We start from the raw sequence: 20434 nt of genomic DNA, 5'->3' as shown, positions 1-20434 counted from the left end.
GGCCGGGTGTTCGGGGGAACGAAGGACGAGGACGAGGGCCTGCCCGGCCCGGTGGTGCTGTCACTGGTGCTGCTGGGCGCGATGTTCGGGATGGCCGCGCCGGCCGACGGCGGCTGGTGGCCGGCGCCCGCCGCGCTGGTGGCCCTGGCGGTGCAGGCGGTGCACTGCCTGCCGTGGACGACCCGGCTGCGCGGGGCGTGGACGCTGGCCGCCCAACTGCTGCTCGCCCCCTGGTCGGGCGTGCCGGGGTTCGCCGCCGCGTCGGTGCTGCTGCTGGTCCGCCGGCCGGTGCGCTGGGTGCTGTTCGCCCTGGTGGTGGCGGGCGCGGCGGCCCTCGCGGGGGACGGCGGCTACCGGGCGGCGAACGGCGCGAGCAACGCGCTCGCCCAGGGCCTGACGGTGTACGCGCTCACCCGGCTGTTCCACCTGTACGCCGAACTCCACGCCGCGCGTGACCAGTTGGCGGCCGCGCAGGTCGCGTCGGAGCGGCAGCGCGCGGCCCGCGAACTGCACGCCGCGATCGGCGTCCCGCTGGCGGCGATCCTGCGACTGGCCGCCGACGGGGACGCCGCCGCCGTCGCGGCCACCGCCCGCCGCGCCGCCGCCCGGGTCCGCGCGACGCCCGAACCGCCGCATCCCACGCCCGCGCCGGACGGCCCGATGCCGGCGCCGGTGCTGCCGATCCTGGTCGCCGTCCACCTCGGCTACCTGGCGGTCGGCGTCTTCTCCCTCACCGGCCTCGACCTCAATCCGCTCCAACTCTCCTTCGCGCTGGGGGCGTTGACTCTTGTCACCGGCCTCCAGATCCACCACTCGCTCCCCCGCCCACCGGGCATCCGCCCGCCGGGCCACCAGTGGACGTGGGCACTCCAGTGCATCCTCGCGATCGCGGTGCTGTTCGGGCCGGACGGCCCGCACCCGCAACTGCTCGCCTTCGCCGCCGCGTCCGCGCTGGTCCTGCTGCCGCCCGCCGCCGGCTGGCCCGCGTTCGGCGCGGCCGTGCTCACGGCCGGGACGGTGAGCGGGACGGCGGCCGTGGACGTGGTCACCATCGCGCTGGTCTACTACGGCCTGACGCTGCTCACCACCCTGGTGCACCGGGTCCGCGAGGCCCGCCGGGCACTGGCCGAACTGGCCGTCGCCCGCGAACGGCGACGGATCGCCCGAGACGTCCACGACCTGCTCGGCTCCGGCCTGACCGCCATCGCCGTCACCGCCGAACTCGCCCTCCGCGAACGAAACCCCGGCCACCTGCCGCGAGCCGCCGCACTCGCCGAACGCACCCTCACCGAGCTGCGCGCCATCCCCGCCGACCACACCGAACTCGACCTCGACCGCGAACTCGTCTCCGCCCAGGCCCTGTTGGCCGCCGCCGGAATCGACCTCCGGCTCACCGGCACCCCCGACACCACCCCCGCCACCGCCCGCCCCCTCCTCGCGGCCGTCCTGCGCGAGGGCATCACCAACCTCCTCCGCCACAGCCGGGCCACCCACTGCACCCTCACCCTCCACCCCACCGGCCTCCGCCTCACCAACAACCACCCCCACCCCGGCCCCCACCACCCCGGCCACGGCACCCCCAACCTCACCACCCGCGCCACCCCCCACCACGCCACCCTCACCACCGGCCCCCACCCCCCGAACCACTGGACGCTGGCCGTCACCCTCCCGACCTGACGGCGCGCGAACACCGTCGTAGGTCAGGTGGTTCAGATCGCCGCCGCCACCGCCGCCGCCGCGTGGATCCGGGTGGTGGGAAAGACCGGCACCGGGCTGTCCTCGGCGCCGATGAGCAGTTCGATCTCCGTGCAGCCGAGGATCACCCCCTGCGCCCCGGCCGCCACCAGGTCGGCGATGACCTTCCGGTACGCCTCGCGGGACTCCTGCCGGACCACGCCCATGCACAGTTCCTGGTAGATCACCCGGTGCACCAGCTCCCGCCCGGCCGCGTCGGGCACGATCACGTCGAGTCCGTGCCCGGCCAGGCGGTCCCGGTAGAAGTCCTGCTCCATGGTGAAGGCGGTGCCGAGCAGCCCGACCCGCCGAACTCCCGCCGCCCGTACGGCTTCCGCGGTGGCGTCGCCGAGGTGCAGCAGCGGGATGCCGATCGCCGCGGCGACCTGATCCGCGACCTTGTGCATGGTGTTGGTGCAGATCAGCAGCAGGTCCGCGCCGCCCGCCTCGACGGACTGCGCGGCGGCCGCGAGCAGTTCGCCCGCCGCCTGCCACTGCCCGGTGGCCTGGAGTTGCTCGATCTCCGCGAAGTCCACGGAGTGCAGCACGCACTTGGCGGAGTGCAGCCCGCCGAGCCGTTCCCGGGTGAGCTCGTTGAGCAGCCGGTAGTACTCCGCCGTGGATTCCCAACTCATGCCGCCGAGCAGCCCGATCGTCTTCATCGTGTCACTCTGCCACACCCCGGCCGGCCCGCCGGCCCCACGCCCGCCTGCCCCGCGCCCGCGCACGCCCCCTCGCCGGAGCTCGCACCTCAGTGCGCCGGTGGGTCGGGCGATCGGAGAACGTTTTCGCCGGGAATGCCCCTGGATGAACCAATCGCACGACCCGGGAGAGTGTCCGGTGACCGAAGTGATCCCCCCGAACGGCAGCCCCACCGACCCCACCGCATCTGAACCCGCCGGGCCCGTGGTCGTCTTCGACGCACCGTTCTCGGACCGCTCGCAGTGGGCGGCCGGCACCTCCTCCGCGTACCCGCCCGACGGGCGCAACAGCGGCGACAACAAGCTGGACCACCTGGTGCCGGGCTTCGGTCCGGACGGCGACACCTTCACGGCGGTGCGCGAGAACCCGTTCAGCTGGCGGACGCCGCTGGTGACCACCGAGAACACCCAAGGCGGCTTCGAACTCCGGCCGGAGGACGTACTGGAGGCACAGTGCCTGCTGACGGCCACCCAGGGCACCTGGCCGGCGATCTGGACGTGGGGGCGCGACCTCGGCGGGGGCCGTTCCCAGCCGGGGCACGGCGAGGTGGACGTGCTGGAGTACCACCCGGACCACCCGCGGATGCTGGAGCTGAGCAACCACGTCAACCCGGGCAACCCGGCCTACCTCGACGGGCTCGTCACCCCGGGCACCTGGTTCACCGTCAGCTGCCGCTTCGGCACCCACTCGGTGGTCTGGTCGGTCGACGGCCGGGAGGTGCACGCGGACGGCCAGGGCGTCGGCACCGACTGGTGGGCCTGGATCATCGTCAACCTGTCCGTTTCGGCCGGCCAGTGGGGCCACCTGCGCCCCCGCCCCGACGTCCGCCGGATCTCCTGGCAGGTCCGGGGCCTGCGCGTGCTGCGCGACAGCCCGTCGCCCACAGCGCTCTGACGGACAGCCGGCCGCCCGGGCGGTTCTCCGCGCGGCCACTGCGCACACCGCTCCTGAACACCCGCGACCCACCGTGCTACCGGGCGACCCCGGCGGGCAGCCAGCCGGCCTCGCGGGCGATCCGGACGGCGTCCAGGCGGGTCCGGGCGTCGAGCTTGACCTGGGCGGCGGCAAGGTAGTTGCGGACGGTTCCGGCCGACAGGTGCAGGCGCTTGGCGATCTCCTGCGGCTCGCAGCCGTCCGCCGCCAGCGCGAGCGCCTGCGCCTCGCGCTCGGTGAGCGGGCTGGCGGGGGCGGTGAGGGCGCGGGCGGCGAGTTCGGGGTCGATCGCGGTGCCGCCGGCCGCGACCGTCCGGATCGCTTCGGCGAGCCGCTCCGGCGGGGCGTCCTTCGGCATGAACCCGGTCGCCCCGGCGGCGAGCGCCGCCCGCAGCACCTCCGGCCGCCGGTGCGCCGTCAGGATCAACACCCCGCAGCCGGGCAGCCGTTCACGCAGCGCGGCCGCGTTCGTCAGGCCGTCCGTCCCGGGCATGTCGACGTCCAGCACGGCGACGTCGGGCCGGTGGGCGAGGGCAACGGGGAGGACGTGGTCGCCGTGCCCGGTGTCGGCCACCACCTCGATGTCACCGGCGTCGGAGAGCAACGCCCGCAGGGCGCCGCGCACCAGGTGCATGTCCTCGGCCAGCAGCACTCTCACCATGGCGTCCCGATTCCCCCCGTCGGCGCGAAGCGCCCAGAATACCCGCGCCGCAGCTGACGCCCCGCCGGGCCGCCCAACGGCCCGCTGCCAGCTGAGAACGGGAGGTCGGACGGGAGGTCGGACCCCGTTTTCCGGCCCCCGTCGCACGGCCGCCGGACCGGAATGATGAACTGGAGGGATGAGCACCGACCTGAAAACCATCGAGCCACCGCTGCCCGGGACAGCCGTCGAGCGCCGTCCCGCCCCGGTCGTCCGGTGCCGTCGGTGCCACCGGCCGCTGCGTTCCCCCGAGTCCCGGTGGGAGAAACTCGGCAAGCACTGCGCCGACGAACCCGAGCGCACCCGGGTCTACGTCATCGACCAGGACCAGCTCCCCGGCACCTGACAGCCCCTCCCCCGGAAAGCGTCAGCACATCCGCGAGCTCGCAGCCCGGACCCGTCGCCGGGTGCACCGGCGGCCCGTCCCACTCCGCGCGGCGCTCGCGCTCCCGCACCGCGCCCTCGAACACCGCCGCGCGCACCGCCCGCGCCAACCGCGCCCCCCAGTACGAGCGCGGGCCGCCGAACGGCTCGACGGCCTCACCGGCCACCGGCGTCCGCACGGCCACGCAGATCGCGTCCGACGGGGTGCCCGAACAGTCGTGACCGGCCTCCAGCAGGGCCTGCACCTTCGCCTCGGTGGCCGTCGCCAGCAGGTTCACCAGCCCGGCGTCCGCCACCGCCGCCGGGACCACCGCCAGCACGTTGATCGTCCCGGGGACGTAGGAAGCCTTGGCGGACACCGGAGTTGACGAACCGTCAGATTCGGCTTCGCCGGGCGCGGCCGCCCAGGTCGGTACGCCGATCCCGGTGGTGACCACGGCCGTCACGCCGCCGTCCTCCGCCCAGCTGCAGGCGTCCACCTCCGCGGCCGTCATCAGGCCCACGCCGGGGCCCACCAGGCCCTGCGCGGCGGCGAGTTCGGCCAGGTGCGCGTCCGGGTCGAGGCGCCCGTACCCGGCGCGGACCTGCGCGTTGAGGACCCAGTGGCGCTCGCCCAGGCCGCCGCCGAGCACCCCGGAGCTGACCATCCGCCAACCCGGGCCGGCCCGCCACACCAACAGGTGCCGGCAGCCGCCGTCCTCGATCCGCCCGGCCCGCTGCACCGTCACCGGCCGCCCGTCCACGCCCGCCACCTCCACCACCCGCTCCAACACCACCCGCTCCGGACCGGGGGAACGTTCCCGTCCGCCGTCGAACGGCCACCCAATCACACCGCCCCGCCGACCTGGCACGGGGATTGGCCGCGACGCGACCCGATGCGGCAGAGTGTCCGCCATGACCGCGCAGCCCTCCGCCCCCGTCTCCGCCTCCCGCGCCCCGGCGGCCGGCACCCGCCGCCGCCCGGTGCAGCAGCGCAGCCAGGAGCGGTACGAGCGGCTGCTGGACGCGTGCGCGGGCCTGCTCGACGAGGTCGGCCCGGCGGGGCTGACCACCAAGGAGGTCGCGCTGCGCGCCGAGGTGCCGATCGGCACCCTGTACCAGTTCTTCTCCGGCAAGGAAGGCCTGCTCGCCGCGCTCGCCGAACGCAACCTGGCGTGCTTCCTGGACGGCCTGGCCCGCCGGGTGGACGCCGCCGGACGACCGGGCGTCGCCGAGTTCACCGACCTCGCGGTCGAGGAGTTCGTGACGATGAAGCGCACCCTCCCCGGTTTCGGCCACCTCGACTTCGGCCTGGTCGACGCCGTCCCCGTCGAGATCGACGACCTGCACCTGCTGGACGCCGAGCTCGACAACAACGCGGCCGTCGCCCTGCGCCTGCGCACCATCAGCGGCGAACTGTTCGCCGCGCCCGGCTACGCCCTCGCCCTGCGGGTCGCCATGGAGTGCGCCGACGCCGTGCTCAAGCTCGCCTTCCGCGCCGACCCGGACGGCGACCCGCAGCTGATCGCCGAATGCAAGCGCCTGGTCCGCAGCTACCTCGCCACCCCGCCGGCCGCCGGCTGAGCCGCGGGCCCGAGCGCCCTCGTCACCCTTCGACCGCGTGGCCCGGTGACCACGCCGCCCTTCGCCGCCGCCGTCCTTCGACCGCGCCGCCCGGTGACCGCGCCGCCCCGCACGGGCCAGCCCCGCACGGCCCGGCGCCACGTGGGCGCACCGCCGCACCCGGACCCGCCACCCTGTGACCGCGCCGCCGCACACCGTGGGCTGACCGGTTCCGCCATTGCACGGCCCGGAGCGCCGCCGCACAGTGGAATCAGGGGCTCGCCCCCGTCCCACCGGTACCGCCGAACCGCAGGAGCAGCGATGCAAGCCACAGTGGGAGACCACGTTCACATGTACAGCAGGTCGGTCGGCATGCACGACCGCAGGGGCGAGATCGTCGAGGTGCGCGGCACCGACGGCGAACCGCCGTACCTGGTCCGCTTCGAGGACGGCCACTCCGGCCTCGTCTACCCCGGCCCCGACTGCGTCGTCGAGCACCGGCTCGCCGAGGAGCAGCGCTGATCCCGGGCCACGGCCCGGTGGGAGGAACGGTCCGCCTTGCCCCCGCCCCTGCCGGGCCCACTGGCCCAGCTCGCCCCGCTGCTGGACGACTACGGCTATCTGGCGGTCGGCGTCCTGGTATTCCTCGACAACTGCCTGATCCCGGTGCCCGGCCAGACCATCCTGGTGCTGGCCGCCGTGTACGCGGGCGCGGGGCGGCTCTCGTTGCCGGTGGTGCTGACCGTCGCGGTGCTGGCCGCGTTCGCCGGTAACGCCCTGGCCTACCTGATCGGCCGCACCGGCGGCCTGGCATTCGTCCACCGCTGGGGGCGCTATCTGCGGCTCACGCCGGAACGGATGGCCCGCGCCGAGGACTTCTTCCGCCGCCGCGGCACCCTGGTGGTCACCGGCGCCCGCTTCGTGGACGGGCTTCGCCAGACCAACGGCGTGGTCGCCGGCACCACCGAGATGCCGTTGCGGCGCTACCTGCCCGCCAACGCGGCGGGCGCCGCGCTGTGGGCGGGCGTCTGGGCGATGGTCGGTTACTTCTCGGGCAGCAACATCACCGTCCTGTACCGGCAGGCCGTCCGCTACCAGGTTCTGCTGCTGGTCTCCGTCCTTGCCGTGCTCGCCCTGCTCGCGACCCGCGCCTGGCTGCGCCACCGCCGCCGCCCACCACAGGACACCGCGGGCCGGATCCCGCACCAGGACAACGGCGAGGACGTCCCGGCCGACGGCAACGGCCACCGCTGACACGCCCTCGGACGTACTCCGGTGCGGGTGGACGCCCTGCTCGCCGTACTCCGCCGCCACCCCTGCGTAGCCATCGTGCTCCCGAAACCGGGCGCGCCACCGCCCTGACCGACTTCAACCCCGGCCTGCTGACCACCTCACTGGACCTGCTCCCGGCAGGACCCCACCCACAGCGACCCGGCCCAGGACGACCCGGCCCCGGGGCTCAGCGGAACGTGATCACCTCGAAGGACGCGGCGAAGGCGGTACCGAGCCGGCTCCCGGCGGCGCGGCCCATGGACTCCAGGAACTCGGCGGCGTTGGCCATCTGCCCGCCCAGGCCCTCCAGGTAGGCACGGTGGGCCTCCAGCGAGGCGACCCCGGCAGCAAACGTTTCGGTGGTGTCGACGGCGTGCTGCCCGTCCGGTGAGCCGGCCGCCCAGAGCTGGCGGACGCCGTTCCACGGCCGGTGGCCCTCGGCCGTGAGCTCGCGGAACACCCAGCGGTTCCCGGCGTCCCGCACCGCGTCCAGCGCGGCCCGGCCGACGGCGATGTGGTCGGCCTGGTTGGGGAACACGCCGCCGTAGGTGTCGCGGAAGTTGGTGGTGATCACAATGTCGGGGCGGTGCCGGCGGATCGCCCGGGCCAGGTCACGGCGTAGTGGCAGCCCGTACTCGACGATGCCGTCCGGGTAGCCGAGGAACTCGACGGTGTCGACGCCGACCACGGCCGCGGACTCGACCTGTTCGCGTTCGCGTATCGGCCGGCACTGCGCGGGCTCCAGGCTGTCGATGCCGGCCTCACCGCTGGTGACCATCAGGTAGCTGACGCGTTTGCCCTGGCCGGTCCAGCGGGCGACGGCGGCGGCCGCGCCGTACTCCATGTCGTCGGGGTGGGCGACGATCGCGAGGGCGCTGTCCCAGTCCTCGTCCAGCGGGAGGTACGGGGGCTGCTCGGCGGGGGTGCTCATGGTGGCGCCTTCCTTGTTCGGTCCCGACCGGCTCAGTTCGCGGTGCGGATCGAGTAGTTGAAGTCGGCGTGGCCGAAGTGCCGCATCAGCCGCATCCAGAACGGCATCAGCATCTCCATCCCCCGGGCGGCGTCGATCCCGCCGAGGTCGAGGATCCGCTCGGCGGGCCAGCCGAACTCGCCGAGCAGCGCCGTGACCTGCGCCTTGGCCTCGGCGTCCTGGCCGGCCACGAACAGCTGGTGCTCACCCGGAACCCGGCTGGGCTCCACCATCACGGTCACGGTCACGGTGTTGAGCGCCTTCACCACCCGGGTTTCGGGCAGGGCCCGCTGCAACTGCTCCCCCACGCTGTCGTCGTTGACCGGGTCGAGGGTCATCTCCCCGGTCGGCGAGAACACCAGCGGGTTCGAGACGTCCAGCAGGACCTTCCCGGCGAGGTTCTCCGCACCGGCGAGCTCCACGGCGGCGAGCGCGACGGTACCGGCCGTGGCGTTGATGACGAGCTCGCCGAACGCGGCGGCGTCCGCGAAGGTCCCGGCCCGGCCGCGCGGGCCGTTGCGCTCCGCCCAGTCGATGGCGGCGGCGTTGTCCTTGCTGCGCGACCCGAGCGTGACCTCGTGGCCCAGGGCGACCAGCTTGGCGCCGAGCGTCTGGCCGACCGTACCGGTACCGATGATTCCGATCCGCATTGCTACTCCGTCCCCGTCTGTCCGACCGGCTCGTTTCTGTCCGACCGGCCCGTCCAGGACCGGCCCACAAGCCGAACGCACCTTACCCGAGCCGCCACTGACACACAGTCAGTCAGCCTCCCCCATCTCTCCAGGCACGCTCACCCCCCGCCCACTACCATGCGACTCCCACCGCCCCCACGCCACCCGCACCGCCCGCACCCGCGCGCGCCACCGCATGCGCAAACCCGCACTCCGGAGGGGTGGAAAGCGCTTACCAACTGGGTGTCCGACCCGTTGACGCCCCAACGGGAAAGCGCTTACCGCCCGCACCCGGAAAACGCTTTCCCAGTCCCCGCCCCGCACCCACTCCCCTCCCGGAGGCGTCGTGTCCTGCCTGCCCTTCGGGCAACGCCGGCCCGATCACCGCCTCGGCGCCGTGCTCGGTGCTGGTCCGCGAGTCGGGCGGCACCGTGAGCATCTCGGTGGCCGACCCGTCCCGCACCGTCGCCACGGTGCGGGTGACGGTGGCCCGCCCGGGCTACGTCACGGCGGACCCGGCGACCGGTGTCACGGTGCTCGCCACCGGCCCCTCGGTCCAACTGCTCGCGGAACTCGGCGGCACCCAGAGCGCCGCCCGCACCGTGACACTGCGCACCTCGGGCCCGGCGGCGGCCGCGAACGCGGTCCTGCTGGCCCCGGTGCAGGACACCTACGTACGGGACGGCTCGTACGCCGACACCAACTACGGAACGGCCACCATCCTGACGGTGAAGAACACCAACACCTCGGGCTCCGGCTTCTCCCGGCGGGCACTATTCGCCTTCGACACCTCGCAGTTGACGGGCAAGGTACGGCGTGCGGTGCTCTGGGTGCGCGGCGTCGTCGCGGACTCGGGCGGCACCGAAACGGACCTCCAGGCCTTCGCCACCGCGCCCGGCGCCTGGCAGGAGACAGCCGCCACCTGGAACCGCTGCCCCGCCTGCTGCCCCGCCCCGGGTGCCGCCCTCGGCACGGGCCGGATCTCCACCGCCGCCGACTGGGTGGCCCTGGACGTCACCGCCGCCGTCACCGCCGACCCGGCACTCACCCTGACAGTCGGCCGGCCCGCGGGCCGGGTGGGCCTGGCGGTCAACCTCAACAGCCGCGAGAACGCCGCCTGTCCGCCCGTCCTCCAGGTGGTCACCACGGGCTGACCGGGCACCGATGTTGACGTCTAACTCCGTGCCCCATACGCGGAGTTGCGAAACGAACAAGTGGGCGCACCGTCCCCTGTTCCAGTGAATTCCCGGATGCTCTGTTGTCGACCGATCCGCCCGGCTCCTACCGTCGATTCCATGGCAATACGTTGGCGTTCTGTCACCCGCATCGCCGCAGTCGCGGCGACCGCCACCGGCGTCCTCACCCTCGCAGCGGCCCCGGCCGGCGCGTTCTCCCAGTCCTTCGGCAGCGGCTCCTACCACGCCAGTAAGGACTTCACCCCCTCCTCGGGCAGCATCAGGATCGGCGGAAAGGGCTGCGCCGGCGGCGCGGCCCGCAGTTTCTACGTCCAACTCGTCCGGACCCACAACAGCTCCAAGGTCTTCTCCAGCTACAGCTACGGCGCGGATGGCCGAAGCCACACCGACCCGCGCCACATCGCCGTGAACACCGGAACCTCCTACTACCTCCGCTGGTTCGGCAAGGACAACGGCGGCCACAACGCCTCCGCCCCCTGCGCATCCGCCTACACCGCGTAACCCCACCACCCCACCGCCCCACCTCCCCACGGCCGGCCCCGGCTCCTCGACCCCGGGACCGGCCGTGAGCTTCAACTGCCTGGAAACGCCCCCGACTTCGAGGCGAAGCCGCACGACGCCACTGAGCGCCCACACCCTGACGTCCACCACCGCGCGCCTGCGCACACCGCCCAGCCGCTTGCCTCAACTAACCGGCAGAACCCGCAACTTCGAGGCAATGCAATGTCACCCCCTCCTACCCCACGACACCTCTGACCCGCCCGGGCCCGACTGTGAACATGCCCACCCCCCGGTCACGACGCGTCCGCCCCTGCGCGGCCGCTTCCACCGCGCACCCCACCCACGGCCGGCCCGATTCCCTCGGCGCCAGGGCCGACCGTTTGCTTCAACTTCCCGGAGGAACCCGTGACTTCGAGGAGCGTTCTGGTCGCCTTCTCCTGCCTCACCGCACTACTGACCGCCTGCGCCCCGACCCGCGCCACCGCGCCACCGACCGTGGACATCTCCGCGGCCCCCGTCGCGCTGATCGGCGAAGGCACCCAGGACGGAGTCCCCTGGCGGGTGGACCTGGTGTCCGTCGGGGGCGAGCTCTGCACTCAGGCCACCGTCGCCGGACACCCGGCCGGCAGCGGCTGCGACCCGCCCGTCTCCCGCGCGGCCCCGCTCAACGTCGCCCTGGACGCCTTCGACCCCCGCGTCCTACTCATCTACGGCGCAGCCGACCCCACCGTCGCCCACCTCACCGCCAGCCCCCCGCAACCCGTCCCCCTCACCCGCCCCCACAACGGCCGGGCCTTCTTCGCCTACGCCGTGGTCCCCGGTACAGCCGTGGACCTGGCCGCCTTCGACGCCGACGGGCGGCAGCTCTGGTCGGCAGCCGAAAAGATCCGCGACTTCGAGGCACCCTGACGCCCCACCCCCCACTATCGGGGCGCGACGAGCCGCCGGTGCCGACAGGCACGCTTCTGCCACCGCCGGACGCACCGCAACGCCAACCCGAACACCGTCCCGACGCCCACCGGAGCTTCGGCGAACACCACGATCGTCAACCCCGTCCGAACCCCGTCCGGAAACACCGGAACGACACCCCCGGCCGCCGCCGCAAAGATCGCCTCCCCCAGCAGGAAGACCGCGGCCGTACTCCCCGAACTCACCAACGGCAGCCACGTCTTGAGATACCCGAGGTGGACGCCGAGCAGAAATCCGCTCCCCACCATCACGACGAGCAGTATCGGCGGGGCACCCATGACCCCGGCCATCGCCGGAACGAAGTAGGCCAACGCCGTGAACGCGCCCAGGCCGTCGACCAGCAGTGCAGATGATCGCGATTGCGAGGCCGCCTGCTCGCACCACCCGACTACGGGGTGGACCACACGCTGGTCGACCCGCCGAGCGGCGAGTGCATCAGCTTCGGCCTCCCCGCGAGCGGCGCAGACAACGAGACGGACAGCACGGCGACCGTCTACGAGAACACCGGCTGCAGCGGCACCCCCCCTGGACATGCTTCCGCCCAACACCGGAATGTCCTGGGCTCCGTCCGCCCCAACGCTGTCCGATTCAACTTCCTCCAGTACCCCGGCTGTAGACCGTTGTCCTCATGGCTGTACGGCGGCCCGGCGGCGGCGGTAGTGGGAGTTGCGGGCGCGGGCCTGGTGTCGCCGCCGCCACTGTGACCAGCGGAAGCGGTGTCCGCGGCTGCGGATCGGACTGATCCACGTGGTGAACAGCCCCGGCGCCCCGACGGGTGATCCGCAGCAGCCGCTGCCCTCGTCGTTGTCGATCTCGCGCACGCGTACACGTTCAGCCACCCGAGCACCCTGACACGGCGCGCCGCCGGGCACGGAACCCGGCGGCGCGTCACCTCACAACAGGCCGGACACCAACTGATCCGGTGTCATACGCCGGTGGTGCCGTCGATGCGCTCCCGGAGCAGGTCGGCGTGGCCGTTGTGACGGGCGTACTCCTCGATCATGTGGACGTAGATCCAGCGGAGGTTGACGTCCTGCTCCATGAAGCGGCCGGTATCGGTCAGAGCTCGGTCGGCACAGAGCTCGCGGGCGCGGGCGATCTCCGCGTGCCAGGTGGCGAGAGCGTCGTGCAAGGTGGCGCCCTGGGCCAGTTCGAAGCCGCCGTCGGGGGCATTCGGGTCGGCCTGCGGGTCGTAGATGGGCGGGGCCTGTTCTCCGGCAAATACTCGGCGGAACCAGTTCCGCTCCACCTCCGCCATGTGCTGGACGAGGCCGGTCAATGTGAAGCCGGACGGTGGCACGGACGCGACGGCGGCCTGCTCATCATCCAGGCCCTCGCACTTCATGGCGAGGGTGACGCGGTGAAAGTCGAGCCAGCTTTCGAGCGTGGTGTGCTCGTCGGCGTTCAGGGGCGGCAAGGGGCGTTCGATGGCGCTCATCGGTCGATTATCGCAGCAGCCGAAGCCGCCGACAGGCAGAACCTCCGACACCTCGACCGCACCCCGACCACCCAACGCCCGTACGCACACCGCCGGTTGACGCACAGCCAGCCACTCTCCGAACAACCTTGGCGGAAACACATATCGCGATATAGCGTGTCTCTGTCGCGTCGCCGCGCCCCGACGCGGGAAGACCCATGCAGACCCTCGTAGCCTTTCGCCAAGCTCAGGACAGGAAGTATGCCCGGAGAGATCTCGCCCGCTGGGAAGCCCACCAGCCTCAGCGCCCGGCCCGAGCTGCGGGCCTCGCACGCGGACCGGGACCGGGTGGCCGACATTCTGCGGGTTGCGGCAGGCGACGGCCGGCTGACGGCGGCCGAGCTCGACGAGCGTCTGGAGGTCGCGCTCTCGGCGCGGACGATCGGCGAACTGGCCGTGCTCACCGCCGACTTGCCGACCGCCTCGCTCTCGGTCGATGGGGTGGCGGCGGAGGTCAAGGATGTCCTGCGGATCGAGCAGAAGTGGAGTCCGGTCAAGCGGGTGGGGCGCTGGGTGGTGCCGCGACGGCTGGTACTCGACGTGGAGTGGTGCGACGTGACACTCGACTTCACGCAGGCGGTGATCACGCAGGACACCCTGCAGATCGATGTGGACATGCGCGGCAAGACCCTGACGCTGATCGTCGCACCGGGCGTGGTGGTCGACACCGACGGCCTGACGCTGGAGTTCAGCAGGGTCAGGAACCGCCAGACTCCGGACCCGGCCACGCCGACCACGCTGCGGGTGGAGCTGGTCGGCCGGAAGAACTTCGGTCGCGTCGTCGTCCGCCACCCCCGGAGGACGACCGACCGGTGGCGGTCGAGGAGGCACCCGGCCCTGCCCGCCGGCAACTGAACGCGCCTCGCACGGGCCGTAGTTCGACCCGCGGGACGAGAAGGATGAGAAGGGCAAGAAGGACGACAGAGCCCGACCCGCGCCACCCAGGCCCCTGCGGACGCCGAGTCGGACCGGCCACTCGAGCGTCTCCACCGGCGCAAGACGCACCCGCCCCCTGTCGGGGAACGCGAACGCAGTCACCCGACCGGCATACTCCCCCACCCCAGGAACGCACACCGCGCGAGCGCGAACCCGGCACCCGCCACGAACGCCAACCCAAGCGCCCCCGGCCCCCGATGGTCGAGGGTGGTCGAGCAACCGCCCGGGGCATGGGCCGGCAACGTATCGCCCCCGCAACGGAGTTACCGGTGCAACCGCAGCAACAGGCCGTGCAGGGTGGCGCGTTCAGTGACAGTCAGCGGCGCGAGGACGGTGTCCTGGACGCCCCGCGCCAGGGCGTCGAGTTCGGCGAGGCGGGTGGCTCCGGCGGGGGTGAGGGTGAGGGTGAGGCGGCGGCGGTCAGCGGGGTCACGGGTGCGGTCGAGCCAGCCGGCGGCGGCCAGTTGGTCGGCGGCCTTGGCGAGGTCGCTGGGGTCGAGGCGCAGGCGGGTGGCGAGGTCGCGCTGGGTGTGCGGGCCGAAATCGGCGAGGGCGGCGAGGGCCGCGTGGTGGTAGAGCCGCAGTCCGTCGGCGGCGAGGAGTTCGGCGAGGCGGTTGCGGGCGTCCTTGCCGACCCTGGAGAGCAGGTAAGTCGTCAACTCCAGGAGCGCAGGCGGGGTTTCATGCGGGTCAACCATGCCGAACATGGTAGGTGCCGCCCTATAGTGGGTCGGGACCCACGATTTCGTTCCGGAAGGATTCCCGTGGACGCACTCCACCCCCGCCTGCTGGTCGCCGAGTTCGCCGCCTGCTTCGCCTTCTACGACGCCGTCCTGCCCCCGCTGCTCGGCGCCCACCTGGTCAAGGGCACCGACGCCGGGCCGTACGCGCACTGGGATGTGGATGACCAGGCCGTGCTGGTGCTGTTCGACCGGGCGGCGATGGCCGCCACCCTCGGCACCGCCCCGGCGCCCTCCGACGTTCCCCCGGCCGACACCGGCATGTTCGTCTGCCGGGTGGCGGACGTGGACGCGGCGTTCGCGCTCTGTCTGGCCCACGGCGGGACGGCCGTGCTGCCGCCGACCGACCGGCCGGAGTGGGGGCCGACGCTGCGCAGCGCCCACCTGCGCGACCCGCAGGGCACGCTGATCGAGCTTCAGTCGTACTGATCGCAGCGGCCGATCAGTACGCTGGCGGGGTGTGCTGGAGCGCCGGGGCCGATCTGCTCGTCGGCAGCGCCGTCTCGGCGGTCGGGGTCGCCACGGTGCTGCACGCGAAGACGGGACGTCAACTTCCGCTGGCTGCACTGCCGTTGTTGCTCGGCGTGCACCAGCTGGTGGAGGCGGGCGTCTGGTCGGGCTGGGCGTGGGCCCGCACGGTGTGGGCGGTCATCGCGCTGCCGCTGCTGCCGGTGTACGTGCCGGCGGCGGTGTGGTGCGCGACCCGCCGCCGCTCGGCGGCCTGGTTCACCGCGCTGGGCGCGGCCGTCGCCGTCCCACTGGCCGTCGCCCTGGCCCGGCACCCCGTCACGGCGCACGCGCACGGCCGCACCCTCGACTACGCGGTGGGCGTCCCGGCCGGAGGCCTGCTGCTGGCGGGCTACCTGGCCGCCACCGTGGGCGCGCTGCTCTGTTCGGGCGACCACCGCCTGCGGCGCCTCGGCGCGGTGCTCGGTGTGGGGGCGCTCGTCTGCGGCGTGCTGTGGCGGCTGGCTTTCATCTCCACCTGGTGCGCGCTGGCGGCCATCGCCTCCGTCCTGCTGTACGACTGGGCCCGCCACGCCCGCATCAACCCCGGCGTCAACTCCCGCCAGCAGCCGCGTCGCTGAGCGCCAGAGCGTCCGGCGCCGAGCCCCGGGCAGGGGGCGGGGTGGAGCACGCCGCGCACCGTGCGACCGGCGTCGATCAGCAGGGTGTTACGCGTGAGCCGCGAGGCGCAGCGCGGCGCTGGGGAGGGGGGAGTGATGCTTTGATGGGCAGTGAACGCGGCCTGCTGGTCGGGGCGTTGGGTGGAGACGCCGTGGACGGTGGCGCCGGGAGCGGGGCGGGGCTGCTGCCGTTCATGCTCGGCAGCGCAGGGTTCGCGGCGGGCGTTGAGGTGCTGAGCATCCCGAACCCGATGCACCGCCGGTCCACCGTCCCCACCGCGTTGCTGCCCCGGGTGGTGGCGACGGTCCGCTTCGTCGCCTGGGGCCGCGATCCCGACCGGCGCGCGCCCCGACCTTCCGCTCAGTCCGACAGTCGGACGAATCGGCGGCCCGCGTCCAGCAGCCGGGGCAGCGCCTGCGCGTAGCCGGGGCCGGTGCCCGCGTCGGGGTGGTTGAAGTGGCTGATCACCACGGCCCCGGGCGGGGCAGCTGCCACCGTCTGCGCCACCTGCGCGGCGCTGAACGTCGCCCCGCCGTCGCCGTTGACCGCGAACCCGGCCACCCGCTCGCCGAGTTCGCCCACGATCCGCACCGCGACGTCGTCGTAGTGCGCTGTCCCGGACCGGAACCAGCGCGGCGGCTTCCCGAGCAGCCCGGCCAGTTTCACCTCGTTGTCCGCGACCTCCCGGTAGGCGTCTTCGGCGTCGGCGGTGCCGGTGATGCCGTACGCCGAGCGGCCGGTGACGGACAGTGGGCGGTGCGCGGTGCCGTGGTTGCCGAGTTCGAACAGCGGGTCGGCGGCCAGTTCACCGAACGGCCCGGGGTTGGCGTCGATCCACCGGGCGTTCAGAAACAGCGTGGCGGGCACCCGGTGCCGGCGCAGCGTGTCGATCAGCGCCGTGTCGTAGCCGTTCCCGCCGGGCCCGCCGCAGGCGTCGAAGGTCAGCGCCAGCGCCCCGTCCGGCACCTCCGCCACCACCCCGGGCAGGTCGGTCCCCCATCGGGTGGGCCGCTCCCCCGCGTACCGGGCGAGCACCTCCTCCCGGCTCGGCGGCGCAAACGTTGCGGAAGCAGACGCGGAAGCAGCAGCAGAAGCGGGCGAGGACAAGACGGCCGTCTCAGGAACCACCGGACTCGCCGAACCCACCGAACCCACCGGACCCCCCGACCCCCCCGAACCCACCGAACCCACCGGACCCCCCGACCCCCCCGAACCCGCCGAACCCCCCGGCCGCGCCGACACCGATCGCGCGCACCCCGTCGCGAGTCCTAGCGCCGCTGTCAGTACCGTCCGCCGTCCGACCATTCCGCTGCTCCTCACTGTTCGTCACCGTCCGCCGTGGCCGCCGCCACGAGTGTCACTTCCGGGCCCGACAGGTGCCATCTGCGAAGCTCGGCCGTATGGCTCCCTCCCAGCGACCGCAGTATCTCCAGTGGACGACCGTCGCCCCGGTGATGGCGTTCATGCTGCTCCTGGCGACCTGGCACCGTGACCTGCGGTGGCCGGTGGTGGCGCTGGTGGCGTGCTTCCTGGCGGTGTCGGTGGTGGCGGCCGTGCACCACGCGGAGCTGATCGCGCATCGGGTCGGCGAGCCGTTCGGCTCACTGGTGCTGGCGGTCGCGGTCACCATCATCGAGGTGGCGCTGATCGTGACGCTGATGGCGGGCGGCGGCGACAAGACCGCGGGCCTGGCCCGGGACACCGTGTTCGCCGCCGTGATGATCACCTGCAACGGGATCCTCGGCCTGTCCATCCTGGTCGGCGCGTTGAAGTGCCGGGTGGCGGTGTTCAACGCGGAGGGCACCGGCGCGGCGTTCGGCGCGATCGCCACCCTGGCGACGCTGAGTCTGGTGCTGCCGACGTTCACCACCTCCACGCCGGGCCCGGTGTTCTCGCCTACCCAGCTGGTGTTCGCGGCGACCGCCTCGGTGGTGATCTACGGGCTGTTCGTCTCCACCCTGACGGTCCGGCACCGCGACTACTTCCTGCCCGTCACCCCGGCGGGCGAGGTGCTCGACCCGATGGACGAGCACTCCGAACCGCCGACCCTGAAGGCGACGCTGGTCAGCGTGGCGCTGCTGTCCGTCGCTCTGGTCTCGGTGGTCGGGCTGGCGAAGGGCGTTTCGCCGACCATCGAGCGCGGGGTGGAGTCGGCGGGCCTGCCGAACGCGGTGGTGGGTGTGGTGATCGCGCTGATGGTGCTGCTGCCGGAGTCGATCGCCGCCGTCCGGGCGGCGGTCCGCAACCGGGTGCAGATCAGCCTCAACCTGGCGCTCGGCTCGGCACTCGCCTCGATCGGCCTGACCATTCCGGCCGTCGCGATCGCCTCCACCTGGCTGAGCGGGCCGCTCGAACTCGGCCTCGGCGCCAATCACATGATCCTGCTGGCGCTGACGGTGGCCGTCGGCACCCTCACCGTCATCCCGAAGCGCGCGACCCTGCTCCAGGGCGGCGTGCACCTGACGATCCTCGGCGCCTACCTGGTCCTCGCCGTCAGCCCGTGAGCCGCTGGCCCGTGAACTGACAACCCGCGAGCCGACAGCCCGCGAGCCATCAGCCCCTGAACTGACAACCCGCGAGCCATCAGCCCCTGAACTGACAACCCGCGAGCCGACAGCCCCTGAACTGACAACCCGTGAACCGCCAGCCCGCGAGCCGACAGAACTGACGTCCCGCAAGCCCACAACCCGTGAGCCGACAGCGAGGGACCCAGGAGGACCCCCGTCACTCCACGGTGACGCTCTTGGCCAGGTTGCGCGGCTTGTCCACATCCCGGTCGAGGGCCACCGCGGCGTGGTAGGCCAGCAGTTGGAGCGGGATGTTGAGCAGCAGCGGGTCGAGTTCCGGCTCGCTCTTCGGGACCACCACGCAGTGGTCGGCCAGCTTCGCCTCGATCGGCCGGTGTGCGATGGCCAGCACCCGCCCGGAGCGGGCCTTGATCTCGCCGAGCGTGGTGAGGTTCTTGTCGAGCAGTTCGTCGTCCGGCACCAGCGCGACGGCCGGCAGTTCGGGGCTGATCAGCGCCAGCGGGCCGTGCTTCAACTCGGAGGCGGGGTACGCCTCGGCGTGCACGTAGGAGATCTCCTTGAGCTTCTGCGCGCCCTCCCGGGCCACGGGGTAGCCGCGCACCCGACCGATGAACATCATGCCCTGGCTCTCGGCGTACTCGGCGGCGAGCTTCTCGATCTCCTTCTCCTGCCCGAGGATCTCGCGGATCTGCTCGGGCAGCGCCTTCAGCGCGCCCACGATCCGCCGGCCGTCGGCGGGCGACAGGTCGTGGATCCGGCCGAAGTGCAGCGCCAGCAGCGCGAACGCCACCACGGTGGAGGTGAACGCCTTGGTGGAGGCGACCGAGATTTCGGGCCCGGCGTGCAGGTAGATGCCGCCGTCGCACTCGCGGGCGATCGCCGAGCCGACGGTGTTCACCACACCCAGCACCCGGCCGCCCTTGCGCTTGATCTCCTGCACCGCCGCCAGCGTGTCGTAGGTCTCGCCGGACTGGCTGACCGCCACGTACAGGGTGTCCGCCTCGATCACCGGGTTGCGGTAGCGGAACTCGGAGGCCGGTTCGGAGTGCGCGGGGATCCGGGCCAGTTCTTCGAGCAGCTGCGCGCCCATCTCGCCCGCGTAGTACGCCGAACCGCAGCCGAGGATCTTCACCCGGCGGATCTCCCGCAGCTCGCGGGCGTCCAGGTTCAGCCCGCCCAGGTGCGCGGTGGAGAACCGCTCGTCGAGCCGGCCGGACAGCGTGCGCTCGACGGCGCCGGGCTGCTCGTGGATCTCCTTCAGCAGGTAGTGCGCGTACCCGCCGGTGTCGTAGGAGCCGATCTCCCAGTCCACGGTGGACGGCTGCCGGGTGACGGTCCGGGCGTCCTCGGTGAAGGTCCGGAAGCCGTCGGCGCGCACCGTCGCCAGCTCGCCGTCCTCCAGGTGCACCACCTGGCGGGTGTAGCGGACCAGCGCGGAGACGTCGGACGCGGCGAACATCTCCTTCTCGCCGATGCCGAGCACGATCGGGCTGCCGTTGCGGGCCACCACGATCCGGTCGGCCTGCTCGGCGTCGAGCACGGCGATGCCGTAGGTGCCGATCACCAGCTTCAGCGCGGCCCGTACCGCGTCCTCCAGCTCGCCGCCGTCGGCGCGGTGCGCGGCGATCAGGTGGGCCAGCACTTCGGTGTCGGTCTCCGAGCGGAACACCGCGCCGTCCGCCGCCAGCTTGGCGCGCAGCTCGTCGGCGTTCTCGATGATGCCGTTGTGCACCACCGCGATCCGGCCCTCGTTGTCGGTGTGGGGGTGCGCGTTCGCGTCCGAGGGCACGCCGTGGGTCGCCCAGCGGGTGTGGCCGATGCCGACGCTGCCCTTGAACCGGGCCGGCAGCGCGGCCGCCAGGTCGGCGACCCGGCCCTTGACCTTGCACACCTTCAACTTCGCGGGGACGGACTTGGTGGCGGGGGCGACGACCGCCACGCCCGCCGAGTCGTATCCGCGGTATTCCAGCCGCTGCAGGCCCTCCAGCAGGAACGGGGACGCGTCCTTGGGGCCGATGTAGGCCACGATTCCGCACATGACGTGAACTCCT

Annotated in this window: 24 protein-coding genes and 1 pseudogene; 13 read left to right on the top strand and 12 right to left on the bottom strand. The window is 72.8% G+C overall.

What is annotated here, in order from left to right; translation table 11 throughout:
• The first annotated feature begins 6 nt into the window (after positions 1-6).
• A complete protein-coding gene (locus tag ACFV18_RS09170) occupies positions 7-1677 on the top strand; it encodes a sensor histidine kinase (RefSeq protein WP_380480876.1) in 1671 nt (556 codons plus the stop codon).
• 32 nt (positions 1678-1709) lie between these two features.
• On the opposite strand, the gene ACFV18_RS09165 is transcribed toward ACFV18_RS09170, so the two are convergent.
• Positions 1710-2396, bottom strand: coding sequence for an aspartate/glutamate racemase family protein (locus ACFV18_RS09165; protein ID WP_380480874.1), 687 nt, complete (start codon positions 2394-2396; stop codon positions 1710-1712).
• A gap of 178 nt (positions 2397-2574) precedes the next feature.
• On the opposite strand from ACFV18_RS09165, the gene ACFV18_RS09160 reads away from it, so the two are divergent.
• Positions 2575-3330 (top strand): beta-glucanase, encoded by a 756-nt coding sequence (locus ACFV18_RS09160; protein ID WP_380480872.1) that lies wholly within the window; start codon positions 2575-2577, stop codon positions 3328-3330.
• A gap of 76 nt (positions 3331-3406) precedes the next feature.
• Here the strand turns inward: ACFV18_RS09160 and ACFV18_RS09155 are convergent, their stop codons facing one another.
• Complete coding sequence (locus tag ACFV18_RS09155) at positions 3407-4030, bottom strand: DNA-binding response regulator (RefSeq protein WP_380480870.1); 624 nt, start codon at positions 4028-4030, stop codon at positions 3407-3409.
• Between the two features lie 178 nt (positions 4031-4208).
• Between ACFV18_RS09155 and ACFV18_RS09150 the strand changes: the two genes are divergently transcribed.
• Positions 4209-4415, top strand: coding sequence for a DUF6011 domain-containing protein (locus tag ACFV18_RS09150; protein ID WP_380480868.1), 207 nt, complete (start codon positions 4209-4211; stop codon positions 4413-4415).
• Here ACFV18_RS09150 and ACFV18_RS09145 read toward each other — a convergent pair.
• Positions 4384-5223 (bottom strand): adenosylcobinamide amidohydrolase, encoded by an 840-nt coding sequence (locus ACFV18_RS09145; RefSeq protein WP_380480964.1) that lies wholly within the window; start codon positions 5221-5223, stop codon positions 4384-4386. The two genes, ACFV18_RS09150 and ACFV18_RS09145, sit on opposite strands and share 32 nt — an antisense overlap.
• Positions 5224-5347: 124 nt before the next feature.
• Here ACFV18_RS09145 and ACFV18_RS09140 point away from each other — a divergent pair, with 124 nt between their 5' ends.
• The 3 genes from ACFV18_RS09140 (at position 5348) to ACFV18_RS09130 (ending at position 7249) form a co-directional block, all read left to right on the top strand.
• The gene (locus ACFV18_RS09140) at positions 5348-6016 is read left to right on the top strand and encodes a TetR family transcriptional regulator (RefSeq protein WP_380480866.1); all 669 of its coding nucleotides are present in this window, start codon (positions 5348-5350) and stop codon (positions 6014-6016) included.
• 300 nt (positions 6017-6316) lie between these two features.
• Positions 6317-6517 (top strand): DUF1918 domain-containing protein, encoded by a 201-nt coding sequence (locus ACFV18_RS09135; RefSeq protein WP_380480864.1) that lies wholly within the window; start codon positions 6317-6319, stop codon positions 6515-6517.
• A 36-nt stretch (positions 6518-6553) separates the two neighbouring features.
• A complete protein-coding gene (locus tag ACFV18_RS09130) occupies positions 6554-7249 on the top strand; it encodes a DedA family protein (RefSeq protein WP_380480862.1) in 696 nt (231 codons plus the stop codon).
• Between the two features lie 205 nt (positions 7250-7454).
• Here ACFV18_RS09130 and ACFV18_RS09125 read toward each other — a convergent pair whose 3' ends face one another.
• A complete protein-coding gene (locus ACFV18_RS09125) occupies positions 7455-8198 on the bottom strand; it encodes a PIG-L deacetylase family protein (RefSeq protein ID WP_380480860.1) in 744 nt (247 codons plus the stop codon).
• A 32-nt stretch (positions 8199-8230) separates the two neighbouring features.
• Entirely contained in the window at positions 8231-8887 is a 657-nt protein-coding gene (locus ACFV18_RS09120; protein WP_380480858.1) for an NADPH-dependent F420 reductase, read from the bottom strand.
• Between the two features lie 242 nt (positions 8888-9129).
• On the opposite strand from ACFV18_RS09120, the gene ACFV18_RS09115 reads away from it, so the two are divergent.
• The 3 genes from ACFV18_RS09115 (at position 9130) to ACFV18_RS09105 (ending at position 11514) form a co-directional block, all read left to right on the top strand.
• Complete coding sequence (locus ACFV18_RS09115) at positions 9130-10062, top strand: DNRLRE domain-containing protein (RefSeq protein ID WP_380480856.1); 933 nt, start codon at positions 9130-9132, stop codon at positions 10060-10062.
• Positions 10063-10203: 141 nt separating this feature from the next.
• Positions 10204-10605 (top strand): hypothetical protein, encoded by a 402-nt coding sequence (locus tag ACFV18_RS09110; protein WP_380480854.1) that lies wholly within the window; start codon positions 10204-10206, stop codon positions 10603-10605.
• A 405-nt stretch (positions 10606-11010) separates the two neighbouring features.
• The gene (locus tag ACFV18_RS09105; RefSeq protein ID WP_380480852.1) at positions 11011-11514 is read left to right on the top strand and encodes a hypothetical protein; all 504 of its coding nucleotides are present in this window, start codon (positions 11011-11013) and stop codon (positions 11512-11514) included.
• Positions 11515-11528: 14 nt separating this feature from the next.
• On the opposite strand, the gene ACFV18_RS09100 is transcribed toward ACFV18_RS09105, so the two are convergent.
• The 3 genes from ACFV18_RS09100 to ACFV18_RS09090 all read right to left on the bottom strand — a co-directional run bounded on the left by ACFV18_RS09100 (position 11529) and on the right by ACFV18_RS09090 (position 13012).
• Positions 11529-12122, bottom strand: a complete 594-nt coding sequence (locus ACFV18_RS09100; RefSeq protein WP_380480850.1) for a hypothetical protein — start codon at positions 12120-12122, stop codon at positions 11529-11531.
• 78 nt (positions 12123-12200) lie between these two features.
• Positions 12201-12413, bottom strand: a complete 213-nt coding sequence (locus ACFV18_RS09095; RefSeq protein WP_380480848.1) for a hypothetical protein — start codon at positions 12411-12413, stop codon at positions 12201-12203.
• Positions 12414-12499: 86 nt separating this feature from the next.
• Positions 12500-13012, bottom strand: a complete 513-nt coding sequence (locus tag ACFV18_RS09090) for a DinB family protein (protein WP_380480846.1) — start codon at positions 13010-13012, stop codon at positions 12500-12502.
• A gap of 240 nt (positions 13013-13252) precedes the next feature.
• Here ACFV18_RS09090 and ACFV18_RS09085 point away from each other — a divergent pair, with 240 nt between their 5' ends.
• The gene (locus ACFV18_RS09085) at positions 13253-13906 is read left to right on the top strand and encodes a DUF1707 domain-containing protein (protein WP_380480844.1); all 654 of its coding nucleotides are present in this window, start codon (positions 13253-13255) and stop codon (positions 13904-13906) included.
• 344 nt (positions 13907-14250) lie between these two features.
• Here ACFV18_RS09085 and ACFV18_RS09080 read toward each other — a convergent pair whose 3' ends face one another.
• Complete coding sequence (locus ACFV18_RS09080) at positions 14251-14685, bottom strand: MarR family winged helix-turn-helix transcriptional regulator (RefSeq protein ID WP_380480842.1); 435 nt, start codon at positions 14683-14685, stop codon at positions 14251-14253.
• Positions 14686-14751: 66 nt separating this feature from the next.
• Here ACFV18_RS09080 and ACFV18_RS09075 point away from each other — a divergent pair, with 66 nt between their 5' ends.
• The gene (locus tag ACFV18_RS09075) at positions 14752-15156 is read left to right on the top strand and encodes a VOC family protein (RefSeq protein WP_380480840.1); all 405 of its coding nucleotides are present in this window, start codon (positions 14752-14754) and stop codon (positions 15154-15156) included.
• A 29-nt stretch (positions 15157-15185) separates the two neighbouring features.
• Entirely contained in the window at positions 15186-15815 is a 630-nt protein-coding gene (locus ACFV18_RS09070) for a DUF6629 family protein (RefSeq protein WP_380480838.1), read from the top strand.
• Positions 15816-16215: 400 nt separating this feature from the next.
• On the opposite strand, the gene ACFV18_RS09065 is transcribed toward ACFV18_RS09070, so the two are convergent.
• Positions 16216-16890, bottom strand: coding sequence for a polysaccharide deacetylase family protein (locus ACFV18_RS09065; RefSeq protein WP_380480836.1), 675 nt, complete (start codon positions 16888-16890; stop codon positions 16216-16218).
• Between the two features lie 365 nt (positions 16891-17255).
• Between ACFV18_RS09065 and ACFV18_RS09060 the strand changes: the two genes are divergently transcribed.
• On the top strand, positions 17256-18359 hold the full coding sequence (locus tag ACFV18_RS09060) for a calcium:proton antiporter (RefSeq protein ID WP_380480834.1): 1104 nt from the start codon (positions 17256-17258) through the stop codon (positions 18357-18359).
• A 79-nt stretch (positions 18360-18438) separates the two neighbouring features.
• On the opposite strand, the pseudogene ACFV18_RS09055 reads toward ACFV18_RS09060, so the two are convergent.
• A pseudogene (locus ACFV18_RS09055) lies at positions 18439-18507 on the bottom strand (hypothetical protein); the annotation flags it as partial.
• Positions 18508-18579: 72 nt separating this feature from the next.
• Entirely contained in the window at positions 18580-20421 is a 1842-nt protein-coding gene (glmS, locus tag ACFV18_RS09050) for a glutamine--fructose-6-phosphate transaminase (isomerizing) (protein WP_380480832.1), read from the bottom strand.
• Between the last annotated feature and the right edge of the window lie 13 nt (positions 20422-20434).

This window comes from Kitasatospora sp. NPDC059673 (assembly GCF_042734215.1).
GTDB lineage: Bacteria > Actinomycetota > Actinomycetes > Streptomycetales > Streptomycetaceae > Kitasatospora.
The sequence above is the reverse complement of the archived record's forward strand: the minus strand, read 5'-3'. Positions and strand labels throughout refer to the sequence as shown.

What these genes read in the sequence shown, in the direction of transcription:
- ACFV18_RS09125 (WP_380480860.1), bottom strand. Translation starts at nt 8,198, where the DNA reads ATGAGCACCCCCGCCGAGCAGCCCCCGTACCTCCCGCTGGACGAGGAC.
- ACFV18_RS09090 (WP_380480846.1), bottom strand. Translation starts at nt 13,012, where the DNA reads ATGAGCGCCATCGAACGCCCCTTGCCGCCCCTGAACGCCGACGAGCAC.
- ACFV18_RS09080 (WP_380480842.1), bottom strand. Translation starts at nt 14,685, where the DNA reads ATGGTTGACCCGCATGAAACCCCGCCTGCGCTCCTGGAGTTGACGACT.
- ACFV18_RS09085 (WP_380480844.1), top strand. Translation starts at nt 13,253, where the DNA reads ATGCCCGGAGAGATCTCGCCCGCTGGGAAGCCCACCAGCCTCAGCGCC.
- ACFV18_RS09165 (WP_380480874.1), bottom strand. Translation starts at nt 2,396, where the DNA reads ATGAAGACGATCGGGCTGCTCGGCGGCATGAGTTGGGAATCCACGGCG.
- ACFV18_RS09110 (WP_380480854.1), top strand. Translation starts at nt 10,204, where the DNA reads ATGGCAATACGTTGGCGTTCTGTCACCCGCATCGCCGCAGTCGCGGCG.
- ACFV18_RS09120 (WP_380480858.1), bottom strand. Translation starts at nt 8,887, where the DNA reads ATGCGGATCGGAATCATCGGTACCGGTACGGTCGGCCAGACGCTCGGC.
- ACFV18_RS09140 (WP_380480866.1), top strand. Translation starts at nt 5,348, where the DNA reads ATGACCGCGCAGCCCTCCGCCCCCGTCTCCGCCTCCCGCGCCCCGGCG.
- ACFV18_RS09155 (WP_380480870.1), bottom strand. Translation starts at nt 4,030, where the DNA reads ATGGTGAGAGTGCTGCTGGCCGAGGACATGCACCTGGTGCGCGGCGCC.
- ACFV18_RS09135 (WP_380480864.1), top strand. Translation starts at nt 6,317, where the DNA reads ATGCAAGCCACAGTGGGAGACCACGTTCACATGTACAGCAGGTCGGTC.
- glmS (WP_380480832.1), bottom strand. Translation starts at nt 20,421, where the DNA reads ATGTGCGGAATCGTGGCCTACATCGGCCCCAAGGACGCGTCCCCGTTC.
- ACFV18_RS09060 (WP_380480834.1), top strand. Translation starts at nt 17,256, where the DNA reads ATGGCTCCCTCCCAGCGACCGCAGTATCTCCAGTGGACGACCGTCGCC.
- ACFV18_RS09150 (WP_380480868.1), top strand. Translation starts at nt 4,209, where the DNA reads ATGAGCACCGACCTGAAAACCATCGAGCCACCGCTGCCCGGGACAGCC.